Annotated in this window: 17 protein-coding genes; 7 read left to right on the top strand and 10 right to left on the bottom strand. The window is 49.5% G+C overall.

Annotated elements, in window-relative coordinates; translation table 11 throughout:
* Positions 1-16 precede the first annotated feature (16 nt).
* From msrA to P0078_RS18865, 4 genes are all read right to left on the bottom strand, one after another.
* Positions 17-610, bottom strand: a complete 594-nt coding sequence (gene msrA / locus P0078_RS18880; RefSeq protein WP_282931447.1) for a peptide-methionine (S)-S-oxide reductase MsrA — start codon at positions 608-610, stop codon at positions 17-19.
* 62 nt (positions 611-672) lie between these two features.
* Positions 673-1,857, bottom strand: a complete 1,185-nt coding sequence (locus tag P0078_RS18875) for an iron-containing alcohol dehydrogenase (protein ID WP_282931446.1) — start codon at positions 1,855-1,857, stop codon at positions 673-675.
* A 105-nt stretch (positions 1,858-1,962) separates the two neighbouring features.
* On the bottom strand, positions 1,963-3,369 hold the full coding sequence (locus P0078_RS18870; RefSeq protein WP_282931445.1) for an aldehyde dehydrogenase family protein: 1,407 nt from the start codon (positions 3,367-3,369) through the stop codon (positions 1,963-1,965).
* Positions 3,370-3,387: 18 nt separating this feature from the next.
* Positions 3,388-4,761, bottom strand: coding sequence for a glutamine synthetase family protein (locus P0078_RS18865; protein ID WP_282931444.1), 1,374 nt, complete (start codon positions 4,759-4,761; stop codon positions 3,388-3,390).
* A 162-nt stretch (positions 4,762-4,923) separates the two neighbouring features.
* Here P0078_RS18865 and ppa point away from each other — a divergent pair, with 162 nt between their 5' ends.
* Entirely contained in the window at positions 4,924-5,460 is a 537-nt protein-coding gene (ppa, locus tag P0078_RS18860; protein WP_282931443.1) for an inorganic diphosphatase, read from the top strand.
* 81 nt (positions 5,461-5,541) lie between these two features.
* Here ppa and P0078_RS18855 read toward each other — a convergent pair whose 3' ends face one another.
* The 3 genes from P0078_RS18855 to P0078_RS18845 all read right to left on the bottom strand — a co-directional run bounded on the left by P0078_RS18855 (position 5,542) and on the right by P0078_RS18845 (position 7,718).
* Complete coding sequence (locus P0078_RS18855) at positions 5,542-6,018, bottom strand: hypothetical protein (protein WP_282931442.1); 477 nt, start codon at positions 6,016-6,018, stop codon at positions 5,542-5,544.
* Between the two features lie 18 nt (positions 6,019-6,036).
* Positions 6,037-6,843, bottom strand: coding sequence for a serine O-acetyltransferase (cysE, locus tag P0078_RS18850; RefSeq protein ID WP_282931441.1), 807 nt, complete (start codon positions 6,841-6,843; stop codon positions 6,037-6,039).
* A 140-nt stretch (positions 6,844-6,983) separates the two neighbouring features.
* Positions 6,984-7,718, bottom strand: coding sequence for a M15 family metallopeptidase (locus P0078_RS18845; protein WP_282931440.1), 735 nt, complete (start codon positions 7,716-7,718; stop codon positions 6,984-6,986).
* A 231-nt stretch (positions 7,719-7,949) separates the two neighbouring features.
* Between P0078_RS18845 and P0078_RS18840 the strand changes: the two genes are divergently transcribed.
* The 6 genes from P0078_RS18840 (at position 7,950) to P0078_RS18815 (ending at position 13,674) form a co-directional block, all read left to right on the top strand.
* Positions 7,950-8,234: a TfoX/Sxy family protein gene (locus P0078_RS18840; protein WP_108735343.1), complete on the top strand. Its 285-nt coding sequence runs from the start codon at positions 7,950-7,952 to the stop codon at positions 8,232-8,234.
* Between the two features lie 174 nt (positions 8,235-8,408).
* Entirely contained in the window at positions 8,409-9,293 is an 885-nt protein-coding gene (gene htpX, locus P0078_RS18835; RefSeq protein WP_282931439.1) for a protease HtpX, read from the top strand.
* A gap of 103 nt (positions 9,294-9,396) precedes the next feature.
* Positions 9,397-9,759: a hypothetical protein gene (locus P0078_RS18830; RefSeq protein ID WP_282931438.1), complete on the top strand. Its 363-nt coding sequence runs from the start codon at positions 9,397-9,399 to the stop codon at positions 9,757-9,759.
* A gap of 4 nt (positions 9,760-9,763) precedes the next feature.
* On the top strand, positions 9,764-10,303 hold the full coding sequence (locus P0078_RS18825) for a hypothetical protein (RefSeq protein ID WP_282931437.1): 540 nt from the start codon (positions 9,764-9,766) through the stop codon (positions 10,301-10,303).
* Positions 10,304-10,874: 571 nt separating this feature from the next.
* On the top strand, positions 10,875-11,900 hold the full coding sequence (locus P0078_RS18820) for an IS630 family transposase (RefSeq protein ID WP_282931436.1): 1,026 nt from the start codon (positions 10,875-10,877) through the stop codon (positions 11,898-11,900).
* Between the two features lie 214 nt (positions 11,901-12,114).
* Positions 12,115-13,674 carry a GSCFA domain-containing protein gene (locus tag P0078_RS18815; protein WP_282931435.1) on the top strand — a complete coding sequence of 520 codons (1,560 nt, stop codon included), beginning with the start codon at positions 12,115-12,117 and terminating at the stop codon, positions 13,672-13,674.
* Between the two features lie 120 nt (positions 13,675-13,794).
* Here the strand turns inward: P0078_RS18815 and P0078_RS18810 are convergent, their stop codons facing one another.
* The 3 genes from P0078_RS18810 to P0078_RS18800 are packed head-to-tail and all read right to left on the bottom strand — an operon-like array spanning position 13,795 to position 19,070.
* The gene (locus tag P0078_RS18810; protein WP_282931434.1) at positions 13,795-17,118 is read right to left on the bottom strand and encodes an autotransporter outer membrane beta-barrel domain-containing protein; all 3,324 of its coding nucleotides are present in this window, start codon (positions 17,116-17,118) and stop codon (positions 13,795-13,797) included.
* Positions 17,119-17,139: 21 nt separating this feature from the next.
* Entirely contained in the window at positions 17,140-17,748 is a 609-nt protein-coding gene (locus P0078_RS18805) for a hypothetical protein (protein WP_282931433.1), read from the bottom strand.
* Positions 17,749-17,771: 23 nt separating this feature from the next.
* A complete protein-coding gene (locus P0078_RS18800; RefSeq protein WP_282931432.1) occupies positions 17,772-19,070 on the bottom strand; it encodes a hypothetical protein in 1,299 nt (432 codons plus the stop codon).
* Positions 19,071-19,521 lie beyond the last annotated feature (451 nt).

Raw genomic sequence — 19,521 nt, 5'->3', positions numbered from 1 at the left:
GCGGAGAGGCAATCCGTTAACTTGGCGCTTTCCCCCAGACCTCCTCTAAGCGCTTATCACGCCCACAGCGGTAGCGATAATACTTGTAACGCAGAGGATTACGTTGGTAATAGTCCTGATGGTAGGCCTCTGCGGGATAAAAGGTTGCAGCGGGTTTTATTTGTGTCACCACCTTTTTACCCAACTCCGCTTCTACCTTTTTCTTGCTCTCCTCTGCTAACACCTTTTCTTCTTGACTGCCGTAAAAAATCTCGGCTCGGTACTGGTCACCGCGATCACAAAATTGACCACCGGAATCAAAAGGGTCAACGTTGTGCCAAAAAATATTCAGTAAGTCGGAATAGCTGACTTTATTCGCATCGTACTTTACCTGAACAACTTCCGCATGCCCCGTACCACCGGAAGATACCTGTTCATAGGTCGGGTTTTTGACATGGCCACCGCTGTATCCTGAGGTGGTTTCCAGGACGCCATCGACCTTGTCAAATGGCGGCTCCATGCACCAGAAACACCCTCCTGCAAAAATAGCCGTGCGAATATTCGATGAATCCTGAGCCAGGGAAATACTGGCCAATGAGAGGAACAAGAGAGCAATAATACTGCGCATCATTCAGTCCTTTACCGATTGTCGATGGAACACATTCTCTTCTGTCGTCTATTCGCAGGAATTTATTACAGGGTGACGGTACCTTCACAGGCGCGCAAGAAAATATCCCGATACTCTATCCCGTTAAAACGCATCGGGTTAGTACTAGCGGAAGGCTCCACCGATGCCATTTTCCCAACTCTGTCGGCATCGGTATCATCAATTCCAATATCCGACAGGCTGTGGGGAATCCCCAGCTGTTTGCGCAATCCGAGCAACCAGTTGAGTACCGCATCAAATCCGCTATCAAACATCTCATTACCGGCCAGTTGTAGATAAAGTGCCAGATGCCCCATAGGCACCTGGATGGCTGGACGGTTGGCGATCAGAACGTAGGGCATCAATATCGCATTTAACAAACCATGGTGCTTGTCATACAGGGCCCCCAATGGATGTGCCAGGGCGTGGATAGCGCCCAAGCCCCGCTGGAAAGCCGTAGCCCCCATACAGGAAGCTACCAACATTTGCTGACGCGCCTCGAGTTCTGCGCCTATAGCATAAGCTCGAGGCAAATACTCCTTGATCAGGCGCATCCCCTCCAGGGCGATTCCCTCGGCCATAGGATGGTATTGAGGGGAGTAAAAAGACTCGAGATTGTGTGACAGCGCATCCATTCCCGTCGCTGCGGTGAGGTCTGGCGGCAACCCCATAGTCAATTGAGCATCGAGAATAACGATATCCGGCATCATGCGCGGATGGAAAATCAGCCTCTTAACCTGTGCTTTCTCATCGGTAATTACCGCAACCCGGCCAACTTCAGAACCTGTGCCAGCCGTCGTGGGAATGGCAATCAGCGGTAAAATGCCCTCTGGGTCCACACGCCTGTAGTTATCGCCTATATCCTCAAAATCCCAAATACTGTGCTGCTGTCCCGCCATAAGGGCAATGGCTTTGCCCGCATCCAGGGCCGAGCCCCCGCCCAAGGCAATGACCCCATCGCACTTCTGCTCACGCAGCTTGGCCACCCCATCGGCGATATTTATCTCATTGGGATTACCTTTGATTTTGGAAAAAACGCTAACTTCCAGACCCACCTGTTGGCATGGGTTAATCGCACTATCGATCAGTGGCAATGCGGCGACTGTAGGATCAGTAACTAACAGAGGCTTGTGAATATTCAGCTCCAGGCAAGCTTCAGCCAATTCAGTAATGCGACCGGGGCCAACCCAAACGGTCGTGGGATAATTCCAATTGACATGGTATTTATCCACAATTTCCTCTCTGACGTTCTGTCACTTTTGCATATTCAAAATAGGCTGTGACCTTTCGGAAAACAGGCAGACAATTTCACTTTCTGCATCCGGCAATCATTCCCGCTAACCATCATGTTTAAAATGAAATGACTTGGGGCGGGTTAAATTCTCAAATCCAATTTTAGAAAGCGTACATCCACGACCAGATTGCTTAACACCCGTCCAGGCCAATTCCGGATCCAGGTAATCACAACGATTTAAAAAAACAGTGCCGGCCTCTAAATACCCTCCCATCTCCATTGCAACATCTTCATCGCGGGTAAAAATAGCCGCAGTAAGACCAAATGGGCTGTTATTCATAAATTCTAGAGCTTCGCCATCATCATGCACTTTCTGCACCCCCAGCACCGGCCCAAAAGTCTCCTCGCGCATCACTCGCATGTGGTGTCGCACCCGGGTTAACAGTTGCGGTGCCATATATTGGGTACCCCGCTTGTCCATTGGGAATTCACTCACATCCAAGTGAACCTTCGCGCCCTCCGCTATCGCTTCATCCACCTGCGCGCGAACCCGGTCTGCAGCTTCCGCACGCACCAAAGGCCCCAAAGTGGTCTCCACTTGATCCGGGCGCCCCAGTCGATAGTCACGCAGTAAGTCGACCGTTTGGGAAATAAACTCAGAAAAAATATCTTCATGCACATAGGCCCGCTCAATACCGCAACAGGACTGCCCGGAATTAAAATAGGCGCCGTCGACTACCGCAGCCACAGCTTGGTTAATATCGGCGTCGGCGCGGACATAAGCTGGATCTTTTCCCCCCAGTTCAAGTCCCACTTGAATAAATCGACCGGCAACTGTGCGTTCTAGGTTCGCGCCAGCGCCAACCGAGCCGGTGAAGGCAACATGCTGGATTTCCCCCGCACAGGCTAATCGCTGGGTATAAGCATGATTTAAATGAAGAAACTGAAAAACACCGTAGGGCAGTCCCGCCTCGCGAAAAATCTCCACCATTCTCTCAGCACAAAGCGGCGTCTGTGCCGAGTGTTTTAAAATCACTGCATTGCCCGATAGCAGTGCCGGTACCACTGCATTAACCGCCGTTAGGTAAGGGTAATTCCACGGGGCAATTACCAGGGAGACCCCTAAGGGCTCGCGGCGGATAAACCGGGTAAAACCCGGCTTCTCAGGTAACTGAATGTCAGCGAGGGCTTCAGTAGCAAGCTGTGCCATGGTCTGCGCACGCCCCATAAACCCGTTAATTTCTCCTCCTGCATAACGGATTGGACGCCCCATCATCCAACACAGCTCCCGCCCCAAACGCTCTTTTTTAACGGCAAATATTTCCACAGCCCGCTCGACAATAGCGATGCGCTCATTGAGGGGAGTTCGCCTCCATGCTTTTTGTGCTTTACTGGCCCGATCCAGCACTACACGGATTTCCACCTCTCCCGCCAGAGCGCGCTCTACATAAACACTGTTATCAATAGGAGAAATACACTGAAGGTGGTGCATGATTTTTGTAGTCTTCATCGGCGTCGATACTCCCAATTAAATAATTTCGAAGTACCGCTCCAACTCCCAGTCACTCACATGGCGGCGATATTCCCGCTCCTCCCACTCGCGACTGGCCGAAAAGTGTTCAACAAAGTCGCTGCCAAATAGTTCCTGTGCTGCTTCTGACGCCTTAAATTGCTGAGTGGATTCCCACAGTGTGCCCGGCAGAACCTGCTCGCCTTCCAACTCCAGCGAATAAGCATTGCCGGTGACAGGCTCACCGGGATGCCATTGCTGCATAACACCGTAAAGACCCGAGCCCAAAGCTGCTGCCAGTGCTAAATAGGGATTGGCGTCGGCGGCCCCCAAGCGGTATTCGATGCGCTGGGAAGTATCGCCACCCGGGATAGCGCGCAGAGCCGTTGTGCGGTTTTCCACTCCCCAGCTGGCTCCTGTTGGCGCCCAATACCCTGGTACCAAGCGGCGATAACTGTTGACAGTCGGCGCCATCAGGGCAAGGAATTGCGGCATCAACCTTTGCTGCCCAGCAATAAACTGACGCATTACCTGGCTGATACCGTCTGGCTGGCCCGAATCGAAAAAAGCCGAATCACCGCTGCCACTATTGCGCAGTGATAAATGAATATGCCCGCTTTGCCCCGGGTACTCACTGGACCAGCGGGACATGAAAGTGGCCATCAAGCCCATTCGCTGTGCCAATACTTTTATAAAGGTTTTAAACAAGGCAGCTTTGTCTCCAGCGGCCTCAACACCATCCACTGCAATAGCCGCCTCTAAAACTCCCGGACCTGTTTCTGTGTGTAAGCCCTCCAAGGGGAAGTCCATGCGCTCACTCAGTTCCAGGATTTCCCGGTACAGCTCACCGTGGACAGAATTTCGCAGTATGGAATAACCAAACACATCAGGGGTAAAAGGCTTGAGGTTGCGGAAACCCTTGCTCCGCACTGACTCGGGCGTTTCATCAAACAGGAAAAATTCGTACTCCAGGGCGGCATAGGGATCAAATCCCAGTGAGCGGCAGCGCTCAATTACCCTGCGCAGAACTGCGCGGGGACACAACGCCTGGGCGCGACCGTCAAACTCGGCGAGAAATAGCAGCATGTCATCTTCAAAAGGTACATCCCGGCAACTTTCTGGAAGAATGCGGACCGGAGCGTCTGGATATCCGGTGTGCCAACCGGTATAGCGGGTATTGTCGTAGAGCTGATCCTTAACATCCCAGCCCAGGACCACATCGCAAAACGAGAAGCCCTTTTCCAGGGATGAGAGGAATTTGGCGCGGCTCATATATTTGCCACGCATTACACCATCGGTATCGAATAAGCCCACTTTGACATGACTGAGGCCTCGTTCTTCGACAATTGCGCGGGCCTCGTGAGCGGTTTTTACCTCCCGTGCCTTTACCATGACTGGTCCTGCCCCGTTGTTGTTATCTCCGAGTTACAGGATAGACCCGCCAGACGAGCTTCGACGCCATAAACCCGGCGCAGGCGTGACTTTCAGCCGAGCCCCTCAGCATATATAATCCGCGCTCCAGATTTTCAGTTATCTATTCATTCAGGACCAGCAATGAGCTTCGAAAAGATCCCGGCAGGTAAAGAACTGCCCAACGATATCAACGTAATCATCGAGATCCCTGCCAACCACGACCCGATCAAATACGAAGTGGACAAGGACTCTGACGCAGTATTTGTGGATCGCTTCGTTGCCACTCCGATGTTCTACCCAGCAAACTACGGCTACGTGCCCCAGACTCTGTCTGAAGACGGTGACCCCCTGGACGTGCTGGTTGTAGCGCCTTACCCGGTAATGGTTGGTTCTGTAATCCGCTCTCGTGTTGTTGGCGTTCTGAACATGACCGACGAATCCGGTGTTGATGCCAAACTGCTGGCCGTACCGCACACCAAGCTGACCAAGCTGTACGATCACGTTGAAGAAATCAGCGACCTGCCCGAGCTGCTGATCAAGCAGATCGAGCACTACTTCGAAAACTACAAAGCCCTGGAAGCGGGCAAGTGGGTTAAAGTAGAAGGCTGGGCTGACGCCGAAGCTGCACGCAAAGAAGTTATGGCTTCCCGCGAGCGCTACCTGAAAGAAGAAGGCTAATCCCCTCTTCTTTCAGCAGACTCTGAGCAATAAAAAACCGGCCTAGTGCCGGTTTTTTATTGCCTGTTAGGAGAGACCCTGTCAGTTAACTTCCCAATTGGGAACAGAGACAGGAGATAGCTCCTCCCCTTTGCGCTCACTCTCATCCAGAAGCTGGCCTTCCGCTGCACGTAAACTGAGGTGCTCTACCTCAACGCTGACCGGTTCCACCGACTTGCGTTCGTGCTCCTTAACCAAGTTTCCCTCCATGGGCGCCAAGGTCCACTTCGGGCTAGCCGCAGCTTCCATCTTGGGCTTGGTTTGCTCAGCAACAGCTGCGCCGCTGCTTTCGTCCTTAATAGTGACCTGTGCGCCTATTTTGGCCAGGTTTGCACGAAACTTCTGTGCCTGGGGCAGAGATAACCCTTTCTTCAGTACCAGCGGGCGCCCACTGAATAATTTCTCTATCGCCTGGGGATTGCTTTTAAACAGGCGCACCATACTGGCCTTTACATCACCGGCGGTAAAACCCGCCACCAAATCACCGCGAAAAACCAAACTGTAGGCAGATTGCGACATCAATAATATTTCCCTGAGTTACTCTTCCGAATCCAGAGTCTGGTCCATGGTATAAGCCGGAGCCCCTTCAACACGCCCTCCTACCTGGCGGGCGGGAACACCGGCGACGGTTGTATGGGCCGGCACATCGTGCAAGACCAAGCTACCGGCGGCAATTTTGACGTCCTCTCCCACCTTAACCGGACCCAATACTTTAGCACCGGCGCCAATCATCACTCCGGGGCCAATTTTCGGATGACGATCGCCGCTGCCGCTGCCACTGCCGCCCAATGTCACCGAGTGGAGAATCGAGACATTGTCCTCAACCACACAGGTCTCCCCCACCACTAATCCAGTGGCGTGATCGATCATAATCCCGCAGCCAAATCGCGCTGCTGGGTGGATATCCACCGAGAACTGTTCCGATACCTGGCTCTGGAAATAGAGCGCCAAGGTATGGCGGCCTTGATTCCACAACCAGTGCGCTATCCGGTGGGATTGCAGGGCGTGAAAACCCTTAAAATACAGGAAAGGCGTCAGGTACTGGTCGCAAGCCGGGTCCCGGTCATACCAAGCGCAAATATCCTCGCTCATACAGTGGGAAATACTCGGATCATTAGCCAGAGCCGTGGCAATCACTTCCTGAAGTGCGGTTGCCGTGAGGGCATTGTGCTCCAACACCGAAGCCAGGTGATCCGCCATAGCATCACCCAGAGACTTGTGGCGCAAAATGGTATTGTGGAAATAACTTGCCAGGATAGGTTCGCCAGCAGCCGCCTCTGAGGCTTCAGCCCGCATCGCCTGCCAAATATCCCGCTGCCCTTGAACGGCCGCTTCCTCACCCATAATTCATCTCCCTTATATTTCCCAGGGCATTCACTGCGGCGCAGCTTGGCAGGATCACTAGCCCCTTTCAAGAGGAAGCCTCCATCGCAAAGTAGCTTTCTTGCCACCCCCCATTGAGGTGGTAATAAACTGTAACCAACCTATCTCAACAGGCCGCTATAGTTGCCCATTAAATGGGGGTAGCAGTGATCCGGAACCCAGATATAGCGCGTATAGATTTCCTGAAGGTGCTCGCAAACCGCAGTGCCCAGGGATAGTTCTGACTCTTGTAGCAACTCGGACAGGCGCTCCACGCTGAGAAGTTCCTGAAGCTCTCGGGCCCTGGGGGCATAGCTCAGGTGCCAGCGTTCCGGTGCGACTCCGCCGCGATCCTCTGCATAGGGGCGGAACAGCCCATAACTATTACCCGTGCTGATTTGGTTATCCAGCCAGCGGTGGAAGGCGCCAAAAACTCCGTCGTCCGCCACCTCCTGGGGTGTGAGCTGGACTGCATAGTCAGCGGGGACTGCCGCCGCATCGATAATATCGAAATCGGTACCCCAGTGGTGACGGGATGCTCCCGGCAATGCAGACCAGCGCAGAATGGCGAAGATCAGCTCCCGCTCGCTTAACTGTTCAATATCCAGGGGAGTACCGTGACTATCGAGAACCGGGCGGTGACCTTGTGCTTTGGCATTCCAAATCAACAGTTGTCGATCAAAGGCGCGAAAACCGGAAACGATTTTAGGGGCAAACCCCTCTTCACGGGCATCCCGACTCAAGCGCTGAAAGGCGATCAGTGCTTCGGGATGTAAAAGCTGGTCAGAAGCTGGGTCAACAATGACATGCTCATCGCCGAGCCCAAATAACATACGCTTCAGCGGTGTCGATAACATTTGCATCTCATTATTAGGCGAACTCCAAAGGGCAGGCTAAATTATTCAACAGGCTATGCCTACTTTAACAGAGCGCAGACAATCGCCCTTAACTATGGCACCAAAGCAGGCGCGCCGCACAATAATCTGGCGGTAATGTTTGTTAGCCACCTGTTAATTTATGTTAAGTTCAAAGCCGCAGTCGAGGGGTTGGCTGCGACAACGGACGCTCAAACTGGTAGGGAAAACCGAATGCACCCGAGTCAATCAGAACTATTAAAACTAAAAAACCTGGGCCTGGCCTCGGTCAATATTCTCCACTCTATTGGCATTCGCTCCCACGATGACCTGCGCAGGGTTGGGCCTGTCGAGGCCTTTATCAGTATTCGCAACCGGGGGATTAACGCCTCCAAAGTAATGCTCTACGCTCTTCAGGGCGCCCTGATGGATGTGCACTGGAACGACCTGGAGCCGGAGCTGAAACAACACCTCACCAGCGAGGTCGACCGCCTCCTTGCCACCCAAAACTCTGACTAGTAATTCCCCCCAAGCACCACGGAAAGAGTCGCAGACACGCGCACTCGACGGACTCGGCACAGCAGGCCAAGCTGTGCCGATCTACAGTAAGGCAAGTTGCGCCAACCCTATCTAAACTTACCGGTGGAGCCGCGGAATAATTCCGTAAAGACACTCACTCAAAGGAGAGATCCGATGTTGCGCATTGGGCTATTCCTGCTGACCAACCTTGCTGTCCTTGTATTGGTCGGCATTATTTTCAATATTTTTGGAATTGGGGGAATTCTTCAGGCAAACGGTGTCGATCTCAACCTCGGCGCCTTGTTGCTGATGTGCGCGATTTTTGGTTTTGGCGGGTCTTTTATTTCCCTGCTCTTATCGAAAACCATCGCACGGGTCAGTACCCGCACACAAATTATCGAGCAGCCCCGCAGTGCCGATGAACAGTGGTTGGTAGAAACCGTACGGGAACTCTCCCGCAAAGCAGGCATCGGTATGCCAGATGTGGGGATATTTCCAATGCCCCAGGCGAATGCCTTCGCCACAGGCTGGAATCGCAACAGCGCTCTGGTCTCTGTCAGTGCCGGTCTGTTGCAGCGCTTCAGCCGAGAGGAAGCCCGCGCCGTTATTGGCCATGAAATTGGTCACGTGGCCAATGGCGATATGGTGACGCTGGCACTAATCCAGGGCGTGGTAAATACCTTTGTGATGTTCCTTGCCCGCTTGGTTGGGTTCTTCGTAGACCGGGTTATCTTGCGCAACGAAGAGGGATTGGGCATCGGCTATTTTGTCACATCCATTGTTATGGACATCATATTCGGCTTCTTCGCCATGATGATTGTCGCCTGGTTCAGTCGCCGCCGTGAATATCGGGCCGACCATGCCGGCGCCACACTGGCCAGCCCCCAATCCATGATTGCCGCGCTGCAACGGCTCAAGGTGGAGTCCGATCGCGGCCACGAGGAACCCCTACCTGGTAATATGAAAGCCTTCGGTATATTCGGTAGCATGGGAGCGCTTATGGCCACGCACCCACCACTGGATGATCGTATTCTCGCCCTGCAAAACTTCCGTAATTAGTATCTAATTTGGTAGATAATCACAGCTGTAGTTTCAATTTCTCACAGAGTTGTAACTTAAAAGGGTTACTTTCTATGTGGACAGATGCAAAGTAAAAGCATTTATGCAAAGAAGTGTCCTGAAGTACATCCCACTACTCGTCGCCATATTTTTAATTGGGTGTTCTCCTTCATGGAGTGATGGCCCTTACGAGATTTATTGGATAGATGGCGAAAAAGCCCTTGGTTTTAATTTGGGGGACGATGCCTACATCCGCCGTATCGATAAGCCACATCATATCAGTGCAAACGAGATGTTCGTCTCAGTCTACGCTTGCCCTGAGGGTGCCTGCGCTTACTATTACATAGATCGACTTAAAGGCCACAAATTTGCAGATTCTTCCGAGTTTGTTTTTGGCCCCTACACAGAAAAAACCTTTGTTCAATTGGAACAAAAGCTACGACTACCAAAACTGGAGCAACAATAAAAACATGAGAAAAGCATCAAGGTTTATGCCTAAATACAAGCCTGAAAGGGCAGGTAAATTTACACTATTTGCTTTTCTAACAGCAGTGTTAGCTCTTCTTATTTACCAGCCAATATATCTTTTAGCTTTAGTTGGCTTAGTATTATTGGCCATAATTTGGGGCTATCTCGAACAACCCAAAATTGATAGGCATTTCCAACATCTACGTGACAACCGCAAAGATTTATCCGTTTGTGAATTTGCCCGGGAGTTTGATTACAAAATTGTAGATACATGGATTATTAGAGCGGTGTATGAGCAACTACAAGCGGCACTTCCCACCAAACAACTGATCCCAATTCAAGCATCAGATGATTTCTTTAACACCCTGAAACTGGATGAAGATGATCTCTATCTGGACTTAATTGAGGAGATCGCACAAAGAACCGGGCGAACCCTTGAGGACTATCAAAGCAATCCCTATTTTGGCAAGGTAACAACGGTCCGGAATCTGGTACTGTTTTTTAATCACCAGGGCCGTGGCGAAGCAAACGAACAACCCTAGACCTACAAAAGAGCATTACAACGCCGCTGAAGCCCCTGATTCAACGACTTCATAGAAAAATTTCCAAACCACAAATCCAATAGAGAACCCAGGGAGTAAATACATTGATTAGTATAATTTTCTTTGCAAGCAAAATAGAAATGACACTCTTTAATTAACCACCATCTTAGACTCAAGAGCCAACAGGCGCCCTGTAGCAATAAAACAAAAATAGTTACTTGGGACAAATCAAAACGGAGTCTCCGATGATTAAACTAATAATGCAATACGTTAATTCACATAAATCATCGGGAGAGAAAAGTACCCAATCTATTTATAATGCCAGAGGGTTAGCAGATCCTCCCAGCGACTCGGACACTGCACCTCACACAACCCAAACGACCCAAACGACCCAAAATGCCTATTACAAAATAATAACCCACCATTACATACCCACACTTTACAAGCCATAACGATGGGATATTGCTTTTAAATTTTTAATTTCAGGAAAAACCCATCCTGAATTAACAGTTTATAAATCAACTTACTAGCGGGGCAGAAATAATCAGTACACCCTGGTAATATAAACTGCATGAAATACGATGCCAGAAAACTTAGTACTGAGGAGCAGCACCTCATACGTAAAATTGCTGTTCAGCGAGTATTTGATGGAGAATCTGCGGCGGAGGTTAGTCGTAGCTTAGGGCTGGGGAGCAGAACTATTTTCCCATGGTTAAGGACTGCTCGGGAGAAAGGTATTGAAGCGCTATCTCCAAAAATTAGACCTGGACGCGGTAGAAAACTGTCAGCTATTGAAGAAGAGGAAGTCAAACGATGGATTATTGGTGGCGATCCAAGGCAATATGGCTTTGATTTCGGATTGTGGACACGTCAGATCGTATCGGATTTGATTTTTGAGAGATTCAAAATTGAACTTAGCGTTTCTAGTGTCGGCACACTTCTACATCGACTGGGCCTGACGCCACAAAAGCCTCTACGAAGAGCTTACGAGAGAGATGAGAAGGCGGTGAATAAATGGGTAAAGGAAGTCTATCCAAAGATTAAATCTTATGCGAAAAAAACTGGTGCAGAAATATTTTGGCTGGACGAGGCTAGTATCAGATCAGACGATCCACTCCAAAGGACATGGGGAGAAAAAGGAAAAACTCCAGTGGTAAAAACGAGTGGTCAAAGACAGTCAATCAATGCGATCTCAGCTTTATCGAATAGAGGTGGCTTCTGGTATCATATTTATAGTGGAAAGTTCACGGCAGAAAAGTGCGTAGAATGCTTCAAAAATTTCCAGAGAAGTCAGAAAAGACCAGTGATTCTCATTGTTGATGGGCACCCAGTACACAAATCGAAAAAGGTATTGGAGTATGTCGATTCACAGGATGGAAAGCTTGAAATGGTGTTCTTACCGCCATATGCACCAGACCTAAATCCAGATGAGTTGGTCTGGAATCATATGAGAAATATAGGGACTTCAAAGAGGCCGCTGAAAAAAGGTGAGACACTACTGAGTCGTGCAAATGCAGATTTGCAGAGCATCAAGAAAAATAGAAAACTTGTGAAATCATTTTTTCAAGAGTCGACTGTATTCTTTGCTGCTGCCTAGGTAGTATCTACCAAGTGGACAAGGGCGCCAAACCTGAGGCTTTCTTATAGATATAGCGACTACTTATTGAAAACAGTCTAGTATGGACTAAACAACAAAGACCTCAGGAACCCCTCTCCCAATATTTACGGTAATTTTTTGGCCTTATTCTAGGAGCCAGCCAAAAACATTAGCGAACTTTAACTCATGAGCTGAAACCAACCCGGAGTCAATCATGCCTATACAAATATTATCTGATAAAGAGGCAATCAGCAGCAAGAAAAAAAATCGTGTCGGGCACTGGCCTAATCGTTCTGCGGACAACAGATATGAACCTATCGCAAGACCTGATTTTATGGCTGGATTTCAATTTCGACCTGGATCATGTGTTTTTTCGGTTGGTTCCTGCTTCGCCCGAAATGTCGAAACCAAACTGATTGAACTTGGCTTCCGTGTTCCATCGAGCGAGATCTTTGGACTGCCTGAGTTTGAAGACCCGAAGCTTGATTCAATCACCAACTTTGGAGTCTCATCCATTTACAACGAATTCAAATGGGCATTGGATGACAATTGCGAGATGCCAGGAGACTGCATTATTGAGGTAAGCAAGGGGAAATATTGTGATCTTAACGTATTGTCATCCATACGCCCTGCTCCATTAGAGGCAGTAAATACAAGAAGAGAGGCAATTACTCAGTTTTATAAATCAGTTCGGAAAGCTGAAACAGTGATTATCACCCTGGGGCTATCGGAGGTCTGGTTCGACAAAAAAACCAACTTATACCTTAATACAATTCCACTACCAAAAATTATGAAATTATGGCCTGGAAGGTTTGAACTTCATGTATTGAATTATAATGAAGTCTACGGCTATCTCGATAAAACAATACAGATCTTGAAAGCCAATGCTGAAGTTCAACAGAATATACTAGTTACAGTCTCACCTGTCCCAATGTCGCTTACATATAGAAATCAAGATATCTCCATTTCAAATTCATATTCAAAATCCGTATTAAGAACTGCCGCTGAAGCACTGGTATGCTCAAACTCTAATGTTTTCTATTATCCTAGCTATGAATCTATACTATTGACAGATCGCAGTATCGCCTGGATGGACGATCAAGTACATGTACGAGATGAATTGGTACGTATTCAAGTTTCCAGGCTTGTTGATAAATACTGTAAAGCTGTGGGAGATCTCTCAAGAGAGAGCGTATTAGAGCAGCTCCGCACACCATCAACCCCAATACCAGCCAAAAAAGCTCTATTTTCCAAGTACCGCTCGATGTACAAGGAATATCCCGATTTTGCGCTACAATTTGCCCGATTCCTAAATAAAACCGGCAATTACGAGGAAGCGGTTAAAGCATTAGAAGTTGTTAAAACAGATGCAAATACCGCAGCTACTAAAGCGCAAGCGCTACGTGGAGCAAAACATTTTAAAAGGGCCTGGGAAGTGCTGGAACCCTTTATAGAGCCCAAGCTACGTAACCACTCAATTTGGAAAGAGCTGATTTCAATTCAGGTTGACCAGGGTAATCTTGAGAGTGCAATGGCCTTGGTAGAACAATGGGCACAGGTCTCTCGAGGGATTGGTTTTACTGCGTATAAACTTGGCGCCAAGCTAATTGAACCTTTAAACTTAAAAGTCGCAAAGGAATACTTGGAAAAAGCCTTGGAAATGAGGCCTGGAGATGAAGGAACGATTCAGCTTTTGAAGAAAATTTTGGGATCAATTAAATCAGAAGATAGCCAGAAAGACACGCAAAACTTTCAATACTCAATCACGCCATAATCACAAGCAGAATAACTATATCCCTAGCCATGAAAGAAATTTTCCAGCACAGTGCTTGCCGACTGGTAACTCCTACTACAAAGCCCCTTTTGACTTCGGGGCCTTGCGTGCATCGTATATTCAGAAGCGAAGATTGAATCTTGCATTCACACCGTGGTTCTGGGCATCGGAGCTAACCTGGCTAGAATAATTCAACACCAATGAAGATCTCTCGCTTAGGCTGGCTGCTAAGCCGGCTTCCAGGAAAACCTGGTCCTGGGCAATCGGGACACCCTCAATGGTGAAGCGGTCACCACCTGCCGCAAAGGCCTGGGTTAGGGCTGTGGTATCGTCAGAGGTGTGCTGCCATCCAATCTTGCCCTGCAAGGTCACACCGGTTTCCCCCACCATAAAACCGGAAACAGCGCGCAGGCCGAGTGCTGTAAACAGCATATCATCGCTCTGGTCCTGGCTTGTCAGAACTGCGTGCCCTCCCCTTTCTGTAAAACCATCACTGGCCAGGTTGACCCAGGCAAAACCCGCAAATGGCTCCAGGGGTATACTCGATACATTGAGGTCAATGCCTGCTTCACCGAAGGCCTGGAAGGTGGTCACATCCTGCGAGGAGTCCAGGTTATCAATGAAAGTACCCGACCCCAGGGAGACAAACCGCTCACCATCCATTCGGTGCCAAGCTGCTGCGATACCAGCCCTGAGCTTCACTACCTCAAACCCGGTGCCGATGTAAGCGCCCAGGTTGTAATTGTCACTGTACATAGAGGCATGATGAGCGTCTCCATCCATATTAGAGGCACTATAACCACCCACCAGGCCTATGCGGGTATTCTCAAGCACCCGGACATCGGCACCAAGGAAGACACCTCCAATTGAGCGATCCAGGCCGGCTGCATTGCCATCTCCATCTACCCGCCCCCAGCTGCCAAATGCTCGACTCCATAGCGCGGGGCCACCGCGCTCTGCACCATTTGGGCCTGCGCCAGGATAGAGTAAATCGTCTGCGGCACGTTGATATAGGCGGTTGGAAATCGCAGTGCGAATAAAGTGACTGTCTTCGATAAGCTGGCTGCGAGCAGAGGCATTGATTTCACCAGACAGGCTTTCATAGGATGCCAGGGCTTCTGCCTCGGATGAGATACTCATCGCCATGGCATTGTATACCGGGTTTGACCAGTCCATGCTATCAAGGCTGGCGCCAACCGCTCTCTGGTTAACCGTGCTGCCGTCAATCTCAAAGGCGAGATCATTGCGGGTCAGGGTGAGCGAGATATCATTGCCATCTCCACCGGTGTAACTCAGGTGCGGCTCAAGGAAATACAGGTGATTGGTGTTGTCGATGCTCTCAAAAGAGCCAGCTATCGCACTGGTGCCCCAGTTATCGACAATAGTGAAGGGGCCTGTTGGCACCATGGCCCACTGGGTGGGGTCCAGGGGGGTCATAACCAGTGCCAGTGTAGTTCCACTGACATCAATATCACCCGCCACAACAAGCTGGTCGGCCCTGGCCAGGGAAGCATTGGCATGCCCTTCAACTTCAATCTGCAAAGTCGCATTCGTACCTGAATAGTCACCGAAAATAGTGGTTGTCCCGATGGAATTACCCGGCGTGATAGTGCCTCCTTCACTGGTTACACTGCCAAAAATTCGGCCGGCTCCGCCAAGCACCCCGGCATCCTCAATCAGGATGTTACCAGTCAACCGAACGCCAATTTCGGAAGTATTCCTGCCGACAATTAATGTGCTATTGCGTACCGTTGTGCCCCCAGGGATATATTGGTCGGTATCCAGGGTTAACGTCCCGGTACCGATGGTGGCTAAGGCTCCCCCACTGCGCCAGTCGATCTCTCCATCAATAGCGATGTCAAAGCCATTGGTATCCAGCAACATGCCATTTGAGCCAACAGTAAATTCGGTGCTGGAAAATCCAGAAAGAAATGAGACGTTATCAGCGCCGGCCTGCAAGGTGGCACCATCAACGGTCACACTGACGGTTCCGCTGCCCGCCAGTAACCGGTTTGCTTTAAAAGTGGCATCTGGCCCGATAAACATGGTTGCCGTAGAGGTAACTCCCTCACCAATTCTTACGGTGCCTTGTGTTTCAAATCTGGAATCTGTACCGCTAACAGTAATCTCGCCAATACCGGCATCGCCAATAATCACCTCACCACCAACAGATACGGCCCCACCATCCCCAATGGTCAGTAATCCTGAACTGCTGTCATGCCTGCCGAGAATCATCAGGCCATCCGTATCGAGCGTGGAACCAGCTCCGGTGACACTCGCTTCGCCCATGCCATCGTAGCCGATCAGCGCATTAACCTGGGCGGAGACAGCCCCGCCATCCTGGACCTTCAACACCCCTGAGCTATCGGCTTGCTGGCCAAGGTGCAGGGAGCCATTCATATCCATCAGGGCTCCCTCGCCAGTAACCGTGGCCGAACCCATGCCAGCATAACCAATATAGGCCGTTTTCTGTGTGGAGACGCTTCCACCATCTTCAACTGTCAGCATGCCCGAACCACCGGTTTGGTGTCCCAAGGACAAGAGATCCTCTATTGCCAGTGAGGAGCCCATACCGGTCACGGTGACGGCTCCGCTGCCAATTTGCCCAATCAGAGCAGTAACCGCTACGTCAATATCGCCACCATCCTCAACATGCAGTGTGCCTGAACTACCGACGAAGTGCCCCAGCGATAGATTGTTGGCAACAGAAAGGCTGGAGTTGGAACCGGAAAGGATAGCTGAGCCAAGCCCATAAAGGCCGATCGCTACACCATCCTCTGAAATGAGGGCCCCGCCATCTTTAATCAGCAGCTCACCCGTACCAGTAGCTTCATGGCCAAGGTATACAGTGCCGTTTGTGTGAAGTGTGGAGCCCTCACCGCTAATTGTAACCGCTCCCTCCCCCTCAAGACCGATAAAGGGGAAGCGCCCTGTGGAGACGGTTCCACCATCTTCAATCAGCAGCGAGCCCGATCCACCTGAGGTATAACCAAGCGTCAGGGCCAAGTCCACATCAAGCCTGGAGCCCTCACCCGTCACTCTGGCTGATCCACTACTGAAAGTGCCAATAACAGCCTCCCAACCGGCAGAGACAGCTCCTCCGTTGAGGATATCCAGTGAATAGAGATCCGCAAAGGTATTCCCAATATTTAAGGTATGCCCCACGTCCAACCTGGAGCCCTCGCCGGAGACTAAAGCATGCCCTCTGCCGTTAACGCCGATATTGGTATCATAGGCTGTCTCTAATGTCCCAGCGTTGGTAATATCCAGAAAGCCAATACCAGAGGGTTCATGACCGATATAGAGATCATCTCCCACATTTATTGAAGACCCGTCACCGTTAACATGAATAGCTCCCTGCCCCTTCAAACCAATAAAAGTCTCGGCGCCAGTGGAGACCGCCCCCATCCGACACTGATAAAACGGCGACACTTTGCTCGTCATCAGCAATATACAAATTAGTGCCTACATCAAGAGTCGAGCCCGCACCGTGCACCAGGCCATCCCCCTCCCCCCAATGCCGAAGGTAGCGTCACCATCTACACGTACAGTCCCCTCATTATTGACCGTCAAACTTCCATCACTATTTGGAAAAAGGCCAAGGACCAAATCTTCGCCTATATTCAGCGCGGCCCCCTCACCTATGACCGAGGCATACCCTGTACCAGCACGCCCAATCACTACATCCTCGAGAACATCCGCCTCGCCATCACTCTTAATGTTCAGAGTGGCTGTAGCACCATCATGAAAACCCAGGTACAACTGGTTGCTCAAATCTAGTGTGGCGCCCTCATTAACATCAACAATCCCACTTCCACCCATGCCAACAAAAGCTGCATTAGCAGATACACTCCCACCGTTATCAATCAACAGCGCACCGCTACTGCCAGCTTCGCTAGCCAAATATAAGTTTTCACCCACTTCAAACGATGAATTCACACCTTCAACATAGGTGGCCGCATTACCTTTAAATCCAACATAAGCAGAATGCTGGACAGAGGTATGGCCCCCTTCATCAAGCACCAGCGTAGCCGAGTCCCCAACCTCATGGCCAAGATACAAGGTACCATCCAAATTAAACGTAGAACCTGCTTCCTCTACAAAGATACCCCCACCATCGCCCCCCCAATGGTGGCATCAGTACCGACAGATACTACTCCGCCTTCTCCAATAAAAAATGAGTGATATAAATCACCGCCAAGGCTCAAGGAGCCATTCACTTCTAACTTAGAGTCAGCGCCTATCACATTGATGCCGCTTACCCCTGAGCCTCCAACAATAATGTCGCTACCGACAGAAACCATTCCAGCATCGGTAATTGACAGCATACTGGAGCCAGTCCCGGTACCGAGATATAAGTTCTCATGTACATTAAGCCGTGAATTTTCTCCAGTCACAGAGATTAATCCTGCACCATCGATACCAATGATTGCCTCTCGCTCGATAATTACGTTTCCGCCATCTTGCACCAACAGTGAACCGGCGCCGCCTGTATTAAGTCCAAGTGACAAATTGCCTCCCACAGTAAGCCATGAGTTATCACCGGTAACAGTAAATGTTCCTGTGCCGTTTTCGGCAAGATAGAGATTCCCTCCTACAGAAGTAATTCCACCACCCTCTATTTTCATAGTGCTCGAATGGCCCGCATTCGTCCATAGATGCAAATTATCTTTCACATTAAGACTGGAGCCATTGCCTGTTACAAAAACATTACTGGTAGCTCCAATCCGAGTATCAGTATCGCTGTAAATAGAGATAGCCCCACCATCCTCAATCACTATTGAATTTGGGCCGCCTGACACAGACATGTCAAGGATCTGATATACATCAAGCACTGAACCTACACCGGCAACCCTAATATTGTTAGTACCTGCCGCAATATTTAATTCATTCACACTAACCCTTCCACCATCCTCAATCAGTAGAATGGCTTCTGCTTCATCTACTAGAGTAAGCGTAAGAGCTATAGAATCGAGCAGGTCAAGGTGGGAGTTTGCGCCAGTAACATGGATTGTTGCTCGGCTATCCCCAAGGCCAACCTCAACAAAACCACCATCAACGCCTACTTCTGCTCCATTTTCAATTTTCAATGTATAATTGTTAGAAACGTCGATAGCGTCAAAAGTTTGAGATCCCCCTGAAAAAGTAACATCCTGTGTGGTCACATCTAATCTCCCCGCAGCCATCACTTCAGGGGCGGGCACGAATAATAACGCACCGAAAAATACAGCAGATCCAAGCACACTGTTTTGCCACCGGTTATAGGTAGAGCTAATTCCCCACGAAGATATTCCGCCCCGCTTATTTTTAGAGAAGTAATTTTTAAAGTTAGCATTTATGCCGGACACACAATTAAATTTGTTATGAGCTGCTGCAAAGGGGGCGATAGATATCAAGCTTGATTTTGAATAATCAGAATCAAAAACCGGGGGGTACACGACCATGACTGAACCGGATGTTCAACTTTAAATCCGGACCTTACTTTAAGATTTCTCTTATTATTTAAGCGATTAAACCGACAGGATAAAGAGCTTTGATCTTTTTCGTCTACAGCATCATCACTAGGTGGAACAGGTATAGACATTATCAACTCCGATTTGTCCAGAGATTGTTAATCTTTAGAAAACAATTATTTTATAAGGCACACCGCAATAACTAAAAAGTTACCACACCCTTTAAGTCGGGTCAGTCTATTAAAAATTAAAAGCCGCGATATTCTACCCCACCAATTAGGGCCGGGTATAAATATATATCAGCACCAATTGACAAAGCCAAACTTAAGTACCAAGCAGGCAGATGAATACAGATTATATAATTGGAAATCCCTTATTTACTGATATCCCTACA

The organism is Microbulbifer sp. VAAF005 (assembly GCF_030012985.1).
Lineage (GTDB): Bacteria > Pseudomonadota > Gammaproteobacteria > Pseudomonadales > Cellvibrionaceae > Microbulbifer.
The sequence above is the reverse complement of the archived record's forward strand: the minus strand, read 5'-3'. Positions and strand labels throughout refer to the sequence as shown.

Excerpts from the sequence above, each read along its gene's own strand:
- P0078_RS18855 (WP_282931442.1), bottom strand. The coding sequence starts at position 6,018 with ATGTCGCAATCTGCCTACAGTTTGGTTTTTCGCGGTGATTTGGTGGCG.
- P0078_RS18840 (WP_108735343.1), top strand. The coding sequence starts at position 7,950 with ATGCACCCGAGTCAATCAGAACTATTAAAACTAAAAAACCTGGGCCTG.
- P0078_RS18845 (WP_282931440.1), bottom strand. The coding sequence starts at position 7,718 with ATGTTATCGACACCGCTGAAGCGTATGTTATTTGGGCTCGGCGATGAG.
- P0078_RS18810 (WP_282931434.1), bottom strand. The coding sequence starts at position 17,118 with ATGACGAGCAAAGTGTCGCCGTTTTATCAGTGTCGGATGGGGGCGGTC.
- P0078_RS18825 (WP_282931437.1), top strand. The coding sequence starts at position 9,764 with ATGAGAAAAGCATCAAGGTTTATGCCTAAATACAAGCCTGAAAGGGCA.
- P0078_RS18815 (WP_282931435.1), top strand. The coding sequence starts at position 12,115 with ATGCCTATACAAATATTATCTGATAAAGAGGCAATCAGCAGCAAGAAA.
- msrA (WP_282931447.1), bottom strand. The coding sequence starts at position 610 with ATGATGCGCAGTATTATTGCTCTCTTGTTCCTCTCATTGGCCAGTATT.
- htpX (WP_282931439.1), top strand. The coding sequence starts at position 8,409 with ATGTTGCGCATTGGGCTATTCCTGCTGACCAACCTTGCTGTCCTTGTA.
- P0078_RS18830 (WP_282931438.1), top strand. The coding sequence starts at position 9,397 with ATGCAAAGAAGTGTCCTGAAGTACATCCCACTACTCGTCGCCATATTT.
- ppa (WP_282931443.1), top strand. The coding sequence starts at position 4,924 with ATGAGCTTCGAAAAGATCCCGGCAGGTAAAGAACTGCCCAACGATATC.
- P0078_RS18820 (WP_282931436.1), top strand. The coding sequence starts at position 10,875 with ATGAAATACGATGCCAGAAAACTTAGTACTGAGGAGCAGCACCTCATA.
- cysE (WP_282931441.1), bottom strand. The coding sequence starts at position 6,843 with ATGGGTGAGGAAGCGGCCGTTCAAGGGCAGCGGGATATTTGGCAGGCG.
- P0078_RS18870 (WP_282931445.1), bottom strand. The coding sequence starts at position 3,369 with ATGAAGACTACAAAAATCATGCACCACCTTCAGTGTATTTCTCCTATT.
- P0078_RS18865 (WP_282931444.1), bottom strand. The coding sequence starts at position 4,761 with ATGGTAAAGGCACGGGAGGTAAAAACCGCTCACGAGGCCCGCGCAATT.